The following is a 13,250-nucleotide window of genomic DNA, read 5'->3' as shown; positions in this document are numbered from 1 at the left end:
TATTTCACTTATGCGGTATGAATTGGGGCAAGCCTGCCGGCAGAGGCAGACTATTCGTCCTCGCCGAGATCGCGCGACACGCGCGGGTCGGACAGCAGGCGCTCGATCCGGTCGGCCTCGTCGAAGCTCTCATCGGTGCGGAACTGCAGCTTGGCCGCGAATTTGAGGCCGAGCCGCTTGGCCACTTCGCGCTGGAAATAGGCGGTGTTCTGGCGCAGCGCCTTCACCACCACTTCCTCGTCCTCGCCCAGTAGCGGCTTCACATAGACGGTCGCGTTGCGCAGGTCCGGCGTCATCCGCACTTCTGTGACGGAGACGGAATGGGCCGACAGCGTATCGTCATGCACTTCCTGCCGGGCCAGCAGCTCCGACAGGATATGGCGCACGCGTTCACCCACCTTGAGCAGGCGAACGGACTTCTCTTCACCGGTTGCAGCGTTGCGGGCCATCAGCGTTCCATAATCTCGATTATCCGCCGGATCGAGCGGATGTTGCGCGCGGTGTGGCGGCAACCGAGGCGGCGGGCGATGAATTCCCCGCTCAGCTTCGTGACGCCTGCGCCATTGACGTAATCTACATGCAACGCGCGATGGCCCGCAGCAATGCGTTCCGGCCCGCGCGTGGCATAATCGGCGATCAGCTTGGCAAAAGCTTCCGGTTCCGGTTGGCGTTCGAGAAAATGGACGTGGACCTGCTTGTCCTCGCCCGTTTCCGCGAAGGGATTTTCCGCCAGTGTCGCCACCAACTCCTGCCGGTTCATCACCACGGCGAAACTATCGATCTGGAACGCATCGCGCACGACATAGGCCAGCTTTTCCGCCAGCCCTTCCGATGGGCGTTCCTCATGTGAAAACAGCACATTGCCGCTGGCAACAACCGTCTCCACATCCTCGAAATCTTCCCACTCCAGCGCCTTGCGCAGGTCTTCCATCCTCAGCCGGTTACCACCGACATTGATGCTGCCAAGCAAGGCTACGTAGCGGTTCATCAATTTCCAGCCACGACAGGCAGGATCACCGGGACACTCGGCAAAACCCGGAAGCGAGAGCCAGGCATCGGATCGCAAATCTCATGCGTCTTGCCTGGCTCGTAGCTCACTTCCCGGTCGCCGCGCGTCACAGGGTCCGTTCGCGTTCCTCGATTTCGAACACTTCGAGCATGTCGCCCGCCTTGATGTCGTTCGTGTCCTGCAGAACCACGCCGCATTCCAGACCGGCGCGGACTTCGTCCACATCGTCCTTGAAGCGCCGCAGCGAGGCGATGACCGTCTTGGAAACGATAACATCGTTGCGGGTAAGGCGTGCGTGGAAGCCCTTGCGGATGATGCCTTCGAGCACGAGGAGGCCGGCGGCCTTGTCCTTCTTGCCCGCGGGGAACACCTGCTTGACCTCGGCGCGGCCCATGACGTTTTCGATCCGCAGCGGCCCCAGTTCGCCTGCCATCTCCTTCGCGATTTCCTCGGTCAGGTGATAGATGACGTCGTAATACATCATCCGGGTCTTGTTGCGGTCGATCAGTTCGCGCGCCTTGGCGTTCGGACGGACGTTGAAGCCGATGATCGGCGCGCCGGAGGCCGAAGCCAGCGTCACGTCGCTTTCCGTGATCGCGCCCACGCCCGAATGCAGGATGCGGACCTTGATCTCGTCATTCGACAGATTGTGGAGCGCATTGTTGATCGCTTCCACGCTGCCCTGCACGTCGGCCTTCACCACCAGCGGGAATTCGATCACGCTCTCCTTGTCCTTCAGGGCGGAGAACATGGTGTCGAGGCTGGCAGGGGCGATGGCAGTACGCTTTTCGGTCGCCTTTTCCTTGCGGTAGTTGGCGACTTCGCGCGCACGCTGTTCATTTTCGACCACGGTGAGCTTGTCGCCCGCCATCGGAACACCCGCAAGGCCGAGCACTTCCACCGGCAGCGACGGCGGGGCTTCCTTGATCTGGCGGCCCTTGTCGTCGATCATCGCGCGGACACGGCCGCTTTCGGTGCCGACCACGAAGACGTCGCCCGTCTTCAGCGTACCGCGATTGATCAGCACGGTGGCAACCGGGCCGCGGCCCTTGTCCAGCTTGGCTTCGATCACGGTGGCTTCCGCTTCGCGATCCGGATTGGCCTTCAGTTCGAGCAGTTCGGCCTGGAGCATGATCTTCTCGATCAGATCGTCCAGACCCAGCTTGCTCTTGGCCGAGACTTCCACGTCCTGCACGTCGCCGCTCATCTCTTCGACCACGACTTCGTGTTCGAGCAGACGTTCGCGGATGCGCTGCGGGTTGGCTTCCGGCTTGTCGCACTTGTTGATCGCAACGATCATCGGCACGCCGGCGGCCTTGGTGTGATTGATGGCCTCGATCGTCTGCGGCATGATGCCGTCATCCGCGGCAACCACCAGCACCACGATGTCGGTGACATTGGCACCGCGCGCACGCATTTCCGTGAAGGCGGAGTGGCCCGGCGTATCGAGGAAGGTGATCTTGTCACCGCCCTTGGTGGTGATCTGATAGGCGCCGATATGCTGGGTGATGCCGCCCGCTTCGCCGCGCACCACATCGGTGCCGCGCAGCGCGTCGAGCAGGCTGGTCTTGCCGTGATCGACATGGCCCATGATCGTGACGACCGGCGGACGCGGCTGCAGGGTGGCATCGGCATCCACGTCCTCGGACGTGTCGATGTCGACATCGCTTTCCGAAACGCGCTGCAAATTGTGGCCGAATTCGGTCACCAGCAGTTCCGCCGTATCCTGGTCGATCGTCTGGTTGACGGTGACCATCATGCCCATCTTGAACAGGGCCTTCACCAGATCCGCGCCCTTTTCGGCCATGCGGTTGGCAAGTTCCTGCACCGTGATCGCTTCGGGCACCACAACGTCGCGCACCTGCTTGTCGCGCTGCTGCGTCTGGCCGGAGAAGTGAGCGCGGCGTTCCTTTTCGCGGGCACGCTTGAGCGCGGCGAGCGAGCGGGCACGGGCGCCTTCATCTTCGTTGAGCGCGCGGTTGACGGTGAGTTTCCCGCCACGGCGGCGATCCGCCAGGCTGGCGGCATTGCTGTTGTTGCGATCGTTGCGTTCGTTGCCGCGGCCGCCTGCGGGCTTCTTGTCCTCGCGCTTCTTCTCGGGCTTGTCGGCCGCCTTGGGGGCAGCCTCGGCCTTTTCCGGGCGCTTCGGCTCGGGGCGGACGACAGGCGTGAACATGCGCGGCGCAGGGGCAGACGCTGCTGCCGGCTTTTCCTCGGCGGGCGCAGCAGGTACTACAGCAGCCGGTGCGGGCGCGGCAGCGGCGGGCGCTTCCGGCTCTGCAGCGGGCGGAGCGGCGGCTTCAGGAGCAGGCGCAGGCGCAGCTTCCGGTTCGGCAGATGCCTGTGCGGCGGCTTCTTCTTCAGCCTTGCGGTTTTCCTCGGCGCGGCGCTTTTCTTCCTCAATCGCGCGCAGGCGTTCTTCCTGTTCGCGGCGATTGGCTTCTTCCAGCGCGGTAAGGCGTGCTTCTTCAGCCTCGCGCAGCAGGCGTTCCTGCTGTTCAAGCCGGGTTTCGGTCGAGACGGCCGGGCGCGGCGCGGGCGCCGGCGGAGCCTGGACAGCCGGCTGCGGTGCCGGTTCGGGCGCGGCGGCGGGCGCCGGGGCCGCAGCCTCCGGAGCCTGGCCGGGCTTCACGATCTTGCGGCGCTTCACTTCCACGACCACCTTGTTGGTGCGGCCGTGGCTGAAGGTCTGCTTGACCTCGCCCGCTTCGACCGAACGCTTCAGCCCCAGCGGCTTGCGGCCCAGCGTCGGTTTGTTGTCGGTGTCGCTCATACGCCTCAATCTATCCTTCGTATTCTCTATTCGTCGTCCGTACCGTGGTTAATCACCGGCCCTAGCCGGTAACCTCGGCATGATGCGCGGCGCCGTTCGCCGCCCCTTCCGGGGAAATGCCTTCAGCCGCAGGATATGCCCCCGTGAAACGCATCAGACGCCTTAGGGGAATTGCGACCCTTTCGGCCGACCCGTGGTCAGCCAGCGCCAGATGGACGACATTATCGCGGCCCAATGCCACAGACAGAGCCGCGCGGTCCAGTGGCAAGCGCTCTCCCGTCAGCCCCGAACCTTCGGCATCCATGCCGACACGATAGGCCTGGTCGAGCTTTCTGCAGCCATCGTCGCTCGCATCGGCAGCATGGCCGAGCCAGGCGACAGCCCCGCCCCGCGCCTGCTGCGCGATGCGGTCAGAACCCAATATAAGCTTTCCCGACCGCATTTCGAGGCCGAGGCGCTGAAGAAATGCGCGCGTCAGTGCATCCTGCGCCATCGCGCCCAGATCTTCGGGAAGCGAGAGCTTGGCGCCCTTGAAGGCACGCGCCAGCGCGCCGCGCAACCTGCCCGAGGCAATCGCCTCGTCCAGTTCGGCACGGGTCACACCGATCCACGCCCCCCGGCCCGGTGCACGGGCCAGCGCGTCGGGCAGAACCTGCCCGTCGGGAGAAATCGCCAGACGCAGGAATTCGTCACGCGAGCCGTTCTGGCCGGTGAGAACGCACTTGCGTTCGGGAGTCGCCTCCTCCGTCCCGGCCGCGCGGTTGCGCGGCGGGCGGAGTGCGGAACTGTCGGAACCTAGCGGCTCATTGCGGGGTGTCCGCATCGGCGGCCTCCCCATTGTCAGCAACCGGTTCTTCGTCTTCGAACCAGTGTGCGCGGGCAGCCATGATGATCTCGTTGCCCTGCTCTTCGGTCAGGCCATATTCGCCAAGCACGCCCGCCTTGTCCTCGGTGCGGGCATTGCGGCGCGCCGGCGGACCGTCACCACGGCGACGCGGTTCGTTGCGCTTCTTGGCAATGAGTTCATCGGTGGCCAGATCGGCCAGATCGTCCAGCGTCTTGATCCCGGCCTTGCCGAGCGTGACCAGCATCGCTTCGGTAAGGTTCGGAATTTCGGCCAGCGCATCTTCCACGCCCAGGGCGCGGCGTTCCTGACGGGCAGCCTCTTCCTGGCGATCGAGCGCTTCGCGGGCGCGGTTCTGGAGTTCTTCGGCCAGTTCTTCGTCGAAGCCTTCGATCGAAGCCAGCTCGTCCATCCCCACATAGGCGACTTCTTCCAGCTCGGCGAAGCCTTCGGCCACGAGCAGCTGCGACAGCGTCTCGTCCACGTCCAGCTCTTCCTCGAACATCTTGGAACGCTCGGAGAATTCCTTCTGGCGCTTCTCCGAAGCCTCGGCCTCGGTCATGATGTCGATCTGGCTGCCGGTCAGCTGGCTGGCAAGGCGCACGTTCTGGCCGCGGCGGCCGATGGCCAGCGAAAGCTGGTCGTCCGGCACCACAACTTCGATGCGGCTTTCTTCCTCGTCGATCACCACGCGGCTGACGGTGGCGGGCTGGAGGGCATTGACCACGAAAGTCGCGGTGTCCTCGCTCCAGGGGATGATGTCGATCTTTTCGCCCTGCAGTTCCTGCACCACGGCCTGAACGCGGCTGCCCTTCATGCCGACGCAGGCGCCGACCGGGTCAATCGAGCTGTCGCGGCTAATCACGCCGATCTTGGCGCGCGAACCCGGATCGCGGGCAGCGGCCTTGATCTCGATGATGCTATCGTAGATTTCGGGCACTTCCTGCGCGAAGAGCTTCTTCATGAACTCCGGATGCGCGCGGGAAAGGAAGATCTGCGGGCCGCGGCTGTTGCGTTCCACCTTCAGGATCAGCGCCCGCACGCGCTCGCCCACGCGGGCGGCTTCGCGGGGGATCTGCTGATCGCGGCGGATCACGCCTTCGGCGCGGCCGAGATTGACGATCACATGGCCGAATTCGACCGACTTGATCACGCCGGTGATCACTTCGCCCGCACGGTCCTTGAATTCTTCGTACTGGCGTTCACGCTCGGCATCGCGGACCTTCTGGAAGATCACCTGCTTGGCGCTCTGCGCGTCGATACGGCCAAGATCGACCGGCGGCAGCGGATCGACGATGAAGTCACCCAGGCCGGCATTCTTGTCCAGCTTCTGGGCCTGCTTGAGATCGACCTGCTTGAAATAGTCTTCCACTTCCTCGACCACTTCCACGACGCGCCACAGGCGCAGGTCGCCGGTCTTGGGATCGAGCTTCGCACGAATATCGTTCTCGGCGCCGTAACGGGCACGGGCAGCCTTCTGGATCGCTTCTTCCATCGCCTCGATGACGATCGCCTTGTCGATCATCTTCTCGCTGGCAACGGAGTTCGCAATCGCGAGCAGCTCTGCCTTGTTGGCGGAAATCGCACTGGCCATTGGTATCAGCCTTCCTCTTCTTCGAGAAATTCTTCTGCGCCTTCATCCACTTCCTCAGCGCCGGAAGTGTCGAGCGGACGGGTTGCGGCAATCAGCCTGTCGGTAAGCACAAGCTTTGCCGAATGAATGAGTTCCAGCGGGAATTGCACCCGCCCTACCTTGGCATCGTCCACGGTGACGACATCGCCTTCGATCCCGGCAAGATCGCCCTTCACGGTCTTGCGCGGCTTGCCATCGTCGCCGGTAATCGTTTCGGCCAGGGCGACGCGCACTTCGTGGCCGGCCCAGTTCGCGAAATCCTTCGGACGGGTCAGCGGGCGGTCGATGCCGGGCGAGCTGACTTCGAGGCGATAGGCCCCTTCCACCAGCACTTCGCCCGCCTCTTCCAATTCGTCCATCCGGTCGGAAATACGGCGCGAAAGTTCCGCGCATTGTTCGATCACCAGCTGCCCGGTCGCCGGGTCTTCCGCCATGATCTGCAGCGCAGGTTCCCCCTCGCCCGCTTCGGCGCCGATCATCTTCACGCGCACAAGGTCAAACCCCAGGGCATTCGCCTCAGGTTCGATCACTTCAGTAAGGCGCGCAATATCGGCCATGCAGACTCCGGTAGACGGACAGTGGGAAACGCGCTTCGGGCCGGCCCCCTGCGGCGCCAGCATCCAAACCGTGAATCACAATGTCGGGATGGGCTGCAATTAGGCGTGTGGCGAACAAAATGCAAGGGAAAGTGACGAGGCCCCGCATAGCGCCGAGTCGCGCTTGACGCTGGCAGGTTTGACTGCTTGCACAAGCACAGGCTGCCCTTCTGCGAACTGGAGCGACGAATGCAAATTCCCGAGGACATCTTCACCGAACAGGAAGATGTGGACCCCGATACGCTGGCCAATCTCGGCCCGTTGCGGCGCTTCGCGGGGATCTGGGAAGGCAATCGCGGCACGGACATCGCACCCAAGGCGGAAGGCCCGGACGAGAGCGAATATTACGAACGCATCGTGATGCAGCCGATCGATCCCCAGTCGAACGGCCCGCAGCTGCTCTATGGCCTGCGCTATCACCTGCACGTCAACACGCCGGACGAGGACATCACGTTCCACGATCAGGTGGGCTACTGGCTATGGGAACCTGCCACCGGCCTCATCATGCAATCGCTGGCGATCCCGCGCGGGCAAGTGGCGCTGGCATCGGGCCACGCCGGGCCGGACGATACGAAATTGAAGCTGGCCGCATCGCGCGGCACCACCGAATACGGCATTGCCTCCACCTTCTTCCTCGAACAGGCCTTCCGCACCGATTCCTACTCGATCGAAGTGGAATTTCACGAGGACGGCAGCTGGAGCTATGTGCAGGACACTGTGCTGACCGTGCGCGGCCAGACCGAACCCTTCCACCATCGCGACAACAATCGCCTGACCAAGGTGGGCGAAGTGGACATGAACCCCTGGCTCAGGATCGTACGGGAACAGGGCGCGGGCTGAGGCCCGCCTGCCCTTACCCTTTCAATCCTCCGCCTCGTCCAGGCCTGAAAGCTGGCCCGCATAGGCAATATCGCCCTGAACCACGGACCACATGGCCTTGTTGTCCACCGTGACCACCATCAGTTCGACCGGCAAATATCGGCTTGCGAATGCGTGAATCTCGGTCGGATAGGGATCGAGCAGATGCGTCACCACTAGCGCCGTCGGCTCCATCGGTTTCCCGTTTTCATCCTTCGCATTCCTGTATTGCACCTCAAAACAGGAATTGAGGAAACGCCGCGAATGGATGGCTTTGCCCTGCGCATCGACGTCGACCCGGTAATGGCCACCCAAAGGATAGGAATCGTTCGTGACGGGCGGGGTCATCACATAGACCGACACGATATTGTTCTCATCGGGCGGCAGTGTCAGCGTGTTGGGCTGCTGATCCGAACAGAAGCCGTAGGATTTGGCGATCACTTCATCGATTGCCACCGCGCGCGCATCGGCAAGGCGCTTCGCCAGAGGTGACAGCGCGACCCTGTCGGCTTTCGCCAGTATGCCGCCGGAAACGACCTTGCCCTTATCGACATCATATCGGGCAAACTCTGTCAGTTCGCCATCTACCTCGCCGTAGAACACAGCCTCGAGCCGATCGCCCTGGCCCGGAACCACAACATATCCGCGCAATTGCTTCTGCGGCAGCTTGCCCATGTCCGGCAGGAAGCTGTCTGTCGCAAGCCAGGCTGCCTGATCGTAAAGATACATCTGCAGGCCAAGCTTCTCGGCCCGCGCCGTCTCAGCGGCATAGGGCACTTCCGCCTCAGCCGGTGACGGTGCAATGTCTTCCGCTGCTGCCGGCACCTGAAGCGCACAGACAGTAACGGCGCCGAGAATCGCCTTCCAATGCATAGATCCCCCTTTCCTGCAGCGGACTATGCTGCCAGATTCAGTGTGCCGCCAGCACCAACCGAACCATCCTTGTCCCGCAGCGATTGACTTGCCGCCGCACCGGTGACAGCCTTAGCCCATGCACGGACACTTCTTCCGACATCTGGGTGGTCAACTCCTCGCGGGCATGTAGCCCCGGGTCCGGTGCGCACACGCCCCGCGCCCGGGGCGAACTTCCAAGACCGAACGCGGCACCAGGCCGCATCGTTTCCTGTCCGGAGGTGCCAGCACCATGACAAATACCAAGGCCTCGCGCAGGCCGCCCATTCACATGATCGACAATGAGGCCGAAAGCCTCGCCAATCTCGCCATCGGCAATAGCGAGCGTTTCCCGGAAGCCAGCGAGCTGCTGCTGCGCGAGATCGACCGCGCCAGCCTTCACCCAGCCGGGAAGGTTCCGGCAGGCGTGGTGACAATGAACTCAACCGTGGAATTCGCGGACGGCACCCATGAAGGCGGCCATACGATCCAGCTCGTCTATCCCGGCCAGGCGGATATTGCTGCGGGCAAGCTCTCCGTCCTCACCCCGGTGGGCGCCGGTCTGATCGGGCTGGCCGAAGGGCAGTCGATCATCTGGCCCGCCCGCAATGGCAGCGAGCGCGTGCTGACCATCCGCAAGGTAGCCCAGCCAGCCTGATCCCTATTGAACAAGCCCGTGCTTGCGGATGCAGTGGCGAAGCTGATCGTAGGTTAGCCCGAGCGCCTTGGCCGTCTGCCGCTGGTTCCAGCGGTAGCGGCCCAGTGCGTGTTCGAGGATCGCCTTCTCATGCGCGTCCACCGCCGCGCGCAGATCGGTTACCTGATCGTGCTCGGGCGCCTTGAGCATAGCCTCGGGCGCCTTGTGCACAATCTCGGTGCCCTTGTGCACCCGTTCGCCCACCGGTTTCCAAGGGCTGTCGAACGGATCGAACTGCACGTGGCCGATCGGTTCGTCCCAATCGTCCCAGCGATAAACGGCCCGTTCCACCACATTGCGCAATTCGCGGACATTGCCGGGCCAGACATAATCGTCGAGCTGTCGCTGGACATGCGGGGCATAGCCCGGCCAGGCTTCCCACCCCAGTTCAGCAGCCATACGGCGGCCGAAATACTCGGCCAGAACAGCAATATCCCCTTCCCGCACACGCAGCGGCGGAAGGGTGATGACCTCGAAACTCAGCCGGTCGAGCAGGTCGGACCGGAAGCGGCCTTCCTTCGCCATGCGCGGCAGATCCTCGTTCGTGGCCGCCACGATGCGCACATCCACCCGGATCGGGCGGGAGGAACCGATGCGGGTCACCTCGCCATATTCCACCGCGCGCAGCAGGCGCTCCTGCGCGCCCATGGACAATGTCGCCAGTTCGTCGAGAAACAGCGTGCCCCGGTCGGCTTCCTCGAACCTTCCCTCGCGCGCCCTGGTAGCGCCAGTGAAAGCTCCTGCCTCATGGCCGAACAGTTCGGCCTCGATCAGGGTTTCAGGCAGCGCCGCGCAGTTCATCGTAACCAGCGGTTCTTCCCAGCGGTTGGACAGGCGATGGAGGCGTTCGGCGATCAGTTCCTTACCCGTCCCGCGCTCGCCGATGACGAGCACCGGGCGGCGCATGGGCGCGGCGCGGCTGGCGCGCTCCACCGCATCGAGAAAGGCCCCGGATTGCCCGATGAACTGGTTGCCCCGATCCATGCGCCAGCAAATAGCGCATTTTCCCAACAGGTGGCAATATTTCCCAACACCAATTCCTACCCCAAACGCAAATTTGCCCGATTTCCGCCCTCCGCGCGATTTGGCACGCCCCTTGCTAATTCCGTGGCATGATTTCTGGAGGGAACCGATCCATGTTTGACCGCCAATTTTTCAGCAGCAAGCTGGGCAAGGCCGCGATCATCAGTCTGGCCGCCATGCTGGCCTTCAACATACTTGCGCTCAGCCAGCAGCTGCAGGCGGCACCCGTGCCGCTGGCGCTGGCCACGCAGGTCGTGGAGCTGGCGTGAGCAAGGCGGACGACACTCCGCTCGGCCCGATCGGGGCAGAGCGCCGGGCAATCCGGATGGACGGGACACAGCCCAGCCGTTCCGGCAACCGCGCTCCCGCCCTCAGCGGGGAAGAGCCGCGTCGCGTTCGCCTCGCTTCCGAGGTAGAGCGGCTGCGGCACAAAGCTGACCCGACTTCCCGTAATGCAACTTTTGGTGGAGTTCCCTGGATGGGCATTTTCTCTCGTACCCGCGACATCATCGCCGCCAATTTCAGCGATCTGCTGGATCAGGCCGAAGACCCGGCCAAGATGATCCGCATGATCATTCTGGAAATGGAGGAAACGCTGGTGGAAGTTCGCGCCAGTGCGGCGCGCACAATTGCGGACCAGAAGGAAATGCACCGTCACACGATGAAGCTGGAACGGCTTCAGGCGGATTGGGGCGAAAAGGCCCAGCTTGCCCTGTCCAAGGCCCGCGAAGACCTGGCGCGTGCAGCGCTGGTCGAAAAGCGCAAGGCAGGCGACATGGCCGAACAGCTCAGGGCGGAAATCACCGTGCTGGACGATGCCCTGCGCGCCTATGAGGATGACATCCAGAAACTGCAGAACCGCCTGCGCGAAGCCCGCAGCCGCCAGAGCCAGATCGCAGCGCGGCTGGAAAGCGCGGAAAACCGCGTGAAGCTGCGCACCCTGCTCGCCACCGAACGGGTGGACGAGGCAATGGCCCGCTTCGACCAGTTGGAGCGCCGGGTGGATTATGCCGAAGGCCGCGCCGATGCGCTGCGGATTGCCGAAGGCGGCCAGCCGAGCCTGGCCGACGAGATCAACGCCCTCGCCGGATCGGACAAGATCGACGAGGAACTGGAAGAAATGAAGCGTGCGCTCGGCATGGGCGACGAAAGCAAGGGGGGCTAAGCTATGGATGACGCACTTATTCCGATGGTTGCCATCCTGGGCCTGTTCGTCGGCCTTCCCTGGATCATCCTTCACTACATCACCAAGTGGAAGACCGCGGCGACGATCACCACCGACGATGAAGTCCTGCTGGAGGAACTCTACCAGCTCGCCCGTCGCCTGGATGAGCGCATGGACACGGTCGAGCGGCTCGTCGCATCCGACCATTCGGACTTCAAACCCGCACGCATTCACCACGATCTGGAAGTGGACAACCAGCGCCTGCGCGAACTCGATCGCATGCTGGCTGAAAAGGGAGACCGCAAGTGAATAGCCCCCGCACAATGCTTTACCGCGACACGCAGAATGGCAAAGTCTTCGGCGTCTGCGCAGGTATTGCAGACTATACCGGCGTCAACGTCCTGTGGATCAGGCTGGCTACTGTCGCACTGACGGTGATGGGCGTGGGCTTCATCCCGCTGGCCTATTTCGCATTGGCCATGTTCGTCCAGAAGAAGCCGGCAGACCTTTATGTGGACCGGGACGAGCAGAAATACTGGCAGCGTGTGCGCCAGTCGCCCAAGCGCACCGCGCGCGAAATCCGCGCCCGTTTCCGCGACATCGACCGGCGTCTGGCCGAGGTGGAAAGCTATTACGTCTCCAGCAATCCGCGCCTTTCCGCGGAAATCGAAAACCTGCGCTGAGACGCGAAGGACCAAGAGGGGGGAATTATGTTGGACGCAGGCACTCTGGCCCTGATGATTCCGATTCTGGGCATGTCCATTCCAATCATCGCGATCTGGACGAAGCACCAGCAGAAGATCGCGGAAATGCAGGCCAATTCCATGGCAGGCGCCTCGGCGGAACGCGCCGCGCAATATGCCGGCCAGATCAGGGATCTGGAGGAGCGCGTGCGCGTGCTGGAGCGGATCGTGACCGACAATGGCTATGACATTGCCAGCCAGATCGAGGCCCTGCGCGACACGCACAAGGTGGAACTGCCGGCAAGCAACCGCGAAAAGGAGCGCATCTGATGAGCGCGCAAGATTTCCTGCCCTATCTCGGCTGGATCGTCGGCGGCGCCTTCGTGGTCAGCCTGGCGGGCATTTGGGGCTGGATGCACACCACCAAGCTGCGCATCCAGCACGGCTATCCGCTGGAAGGCATGTGGGGCCAGTCGCTGAAGCCGGAACTCAATTCCGAAGCGATGCAGCGCGTGCGCCTGCTAACCCAGGAAAACGCCTCGCTGCGCGCCGAGCTGGCCTCCGTGAAGGATCGCATGGCCGTGGTGGAGCGGATCGTGACCGACAAGGGCTTCGACCTGGCCCGGCAGATCGAAAGCCTGCGCGAGCCTGAACCGGCGCCGTTGCCGGACGCCACCCGCGAAAAATCCGTGAACTGAACGCCGCGAAAAGGGGAGTTCGATACATGCAATACGGTGCCGAATTCGTGCTTGCGATCATCGCCATGGCGATGCTGGCCGGAGTAGTGAAAAGCTGGATCCGCGCCCGGCATGGCGATGCGGGCCAGCGCGGCCCCTTCGGCCACCATGGCCGGAACCGCGGCCGCCGGGACGAGAGCGAGGAAGTGGAAGTGCTGCGCGCCGAAAACGCCCGCCTGATCGACCGGCTCGAAGCGTCGGAAGACCGGCTGGCAGTGCTCGAACGCATCGTGACCGACCGCAGCTACAATCTCGCCAGCGAGATCGAAGCCCTGCGCGACAACGACAGCAAGGCCCTTGGGCAGAGCAGGCCCCTGCGCGACCCGCAGGACCATTGAGGA

Annotated in this window: 17 protein-coding genes; 9 read left to right on the top strand and 8 right to left on the bottom strand. The window is 63.3% G+C overall.

Features of this window, described 5'->3' with window-relative positions; genetic code table 11:
* Nucleotides 1-50: 50 nt before the first annotated feature.
* From rbfA to rimP, 6 genes are all read right to left on the bottom strand, one after another.
* A complete protein-coding gene (rbfA, locus tag SZ64_RS17625) occupies nucleotides 51-449 on the bottom strand; it encodes a 30S ribosome-binding factor RbfA (protein ID WP_054532002.1) in 399 nt (132 codons plus the stop codon).
* Nucleotides 449-988: a DUF1697 domain-containing protein gene (locus SZ64_RS17620; protein ID WP_054532001.1), complete on the bottom strand. Its 540-nt coding sequence runs from the start codon at nucleotides 986-988 to the stop codon at nucleotides 449-451. Before SZ64_RS17620 ends, rbfA begins: the two co-directional genes overlap by 1 nt.
* A 127-nt stretch (nucleotides 989-1,115) precedes the next feature.
* Nucleotides 1,116-3,782 (bottom strand): translation initiation factor IF-2, encoded by a 2,667-nt coding sequence (infB, locus tag SZ64_RS17615; protein ID WP_054532000.1) that lies wholly within the window; start codon nucleotides 3,780-3,782, stop codon nucleotides 1,116-1,118.
* Between the two features lie 61 nt (nucleotides 3,783-3,843).
* Nucleotides 3,844-4,605 carry a DUF448 domain-containing protein gene (locus SZ64_RS17610; protein ID WP_054531999.1) on the bottom strand — a complete coding sequence of 254 codons (762 nt, stop codon included), beginning with the start codon at nucleotides 4,603-4,605 and terminating at the stop codon, nucleotides 3,844-3,846.
* Nucleotides 4,586-6,220 carry a transcription termination factor NusA gene (gene nusA / locus SZ64_RS17605; RefSeq protein ID WP_054531998.1) on the bottom strand — a complete coding sequence of 545 codons (1,635 nt, stop codon included), beginning with the start codon at nucleotides 6,218-6,220 and terminating at the stop codon, nucleotides 4,586-4,588. The genes SZ64_RS17610 and nusA overlap by 20 nt, the downstream gene beginning before the upstream one ends.
* Nucleotides 6,221-6,225: 5 nt before the next feature.
* Nucleotides 6,226-6,816, bottom strand: coding sequence for a ribosome maturation protein RimP (gene rimP / locus SZ64_RS17600; RefSeq protein WP_054531997.1), 591 nt, complete (start codon nucleotides 6,814-6,816; stop codon nucleotides 6,226-6,228).
* 228 nt (nucleotides 6,817-7,044) lie between these two features.
* Between rimP and SZ64_RS17595 the strand changes: the two genes are divergently transcribed.
* Nucleotides 7,045-7,695, top strand: a complete 651-nt coding sequence (locus SZ64_RS17595) for a heme-binding beta-barrel domain-containing protein (protein WP_054531996.1) — start codon at nucleotides 7,045-7,047, stop codon at nucleotides 7,693-7,695.
* 21 nt (nucleotides 7,696-7,716) lie between these two features.
* Here SZ64_RS17595 and SZ64_RS17590 read toward each other — a convergent pair whose 3' ends face one another.
* Complete coding sequence (locus SZ64_RS17590; RefSeq protein ID WP_054531995.1) at nucleotides 7,717-8,586, bottom strand: hypothetical protein; 870 nt, start codon at nucleotides 8,584-8,586, stop codon at nucleotides 7,717-7,719.
* Nucleotides 8,587-8,857: 271 nt separating this feature from the next.
* On the opposite strand from SZ64_RS17590, the gene rnk reads away from it, so the two are divergent.
* Complete coding sequence (gene rnk, locus SZ64_RS17585) at nucleotides 8,858-9,262, top strand: nucleoside diphosphate kinase regulator (protein WP_054531994.1); 405 nt, start codon at nucleotides 8,858-8,860, stop codon at nucleotides 9,260-9,262.
* 3 nt (nucleotides 9,263-9,265) lie between these two features.
* On the opposite strand, the gene pspF is transcribed toward rnk, so the two are convergent.
* On the bottom strand, nucleotides 9,266-10,285 hold the full coding sequence (pspF, locus tag SZ64_RS17580) for a phage shock protein operon transcriptional activator (protein WP_054531993.1): 1,020 nt from the start codon (nucleotides 10,283-10,285) through the stop codon (nucleotides 9,266-9,268).
* A 152-nt stretch (nucleotides 10,286-10,437) separates the two neighbouring features.
* Here pspF and SZ64_RS18845 point away from each other — a divergent pair, with 152 nt between their 5' ends.
* The 7 genes from SZ64_RS18845 to SZ64_RS17550 all read left to right on the top strand — a co-directional run bounded on the left by SZ64_RS18845 (nucleotide 10,438) and on the right by SZ64_RS17550 (nucleotide 13,247).
* Nucleotides 10,438-10,593, top strand: a complete 156-nt coding sequence (locus SZ64_RS18845) for a hypothetical protein (RefSeq protein ID WP_193391539.1) — start codon at nucleotides 10,438-10,440, stop codon at nucleotides 10,591-10,593.
* A gap of 209 nt (nucleotides 10,594-10,802) precedes the next feature.
* Complete coding sequence (gene pspA / locus SZ64_RS17575; RefSeq protein WP_054531992.1) at nucleotides 10,803-11,489, top strand: phage shock protein PspA; 687 nt, start codon at nucleotides 10,803-10,805, stop codon at nucleotides 11,487-11,489.
* A 3-nt stretch (nucleotides 11,490-11,492) separates the two neighbouring features.
* On the top strand, nucleotides 11,493-11,798 hold the full coding sequence (gene pspB / locus SZ64_RS17570) for an envelope stress response membrane protein PspB (protein WP_054531991.1): 306 nt from the start codon (nucleotides 11,493-11,495) through the stop codon (nucleotides 11,796-11,798).
* Nucleotides 11,795-12,172, top strand: a complete 378-nt coding sequence (gene pspC, locus SZ64_RS17565; RefSeq protein WP_054531990.1) for an envelope stress response membrane protein PspC — start codon at nucleotides 11,795-11,797, stop codon at nucleotides 12,170-12,172. Before pspB ends, pspC begins: the two co-directional genes overlap by 4 nt.
* 27 nt (nucleotides 12,173-12,199) lie before the next feature.
* On the top strand, nucleotides 12,200-12,502 hold the full coding sequence (locus tag SZ64_RS17560; protein WP_054531989.1) for a hypothetical protein: 303 nt from the start codon (nucleotides 12,200-12,202) through the stop codon (nucleotides 12,500-12,502).
* On the top strand, nucleotides 12,502-12,870 hold the full coding sequence (locus SZ64_RS17555; protein WP_054531988.1) for a hypothetical protein: 369 nt from the start codon (nucleotides 12,502-12,504) through the stop codon (nucleotides 12,868-12,870). Before SZ64_RS17560 ends, SZ64_RS17555 begins: the two co-directional genes overlap by 1 nt.
* 26 nt (nucleotides 12,871-12,896) lie before the next feature.
* Nucleotides 12,897-13,247, top strand: a complete 351-nt coding sequence (locus tag SZ64_RS17550; RefSeq protein ID WP_054531987.1) for a hypothetical protein — start codon at nucleotides 12,897-12,899, stop codon at nucleotides 13,245-13,247.
* Nucleotides 13,248-13,250 lie beyond the last annotated feature (3 nt).

This window comes from Erythrobacter sp. SG61-1L, assembly GCF_001305965.1.
In the GTDB taxonomy this organism is placed as follows: Bacteria; Pseudomonadota; Alphaproteobacteria; order Sphingomonadales; family Sphingomonadaceae; genus Andeanibacterium.
Note: the sequence above shows the minus strand (reverse complement) of the source record. Positions and strands in the feature narration are given on the sequence as shown.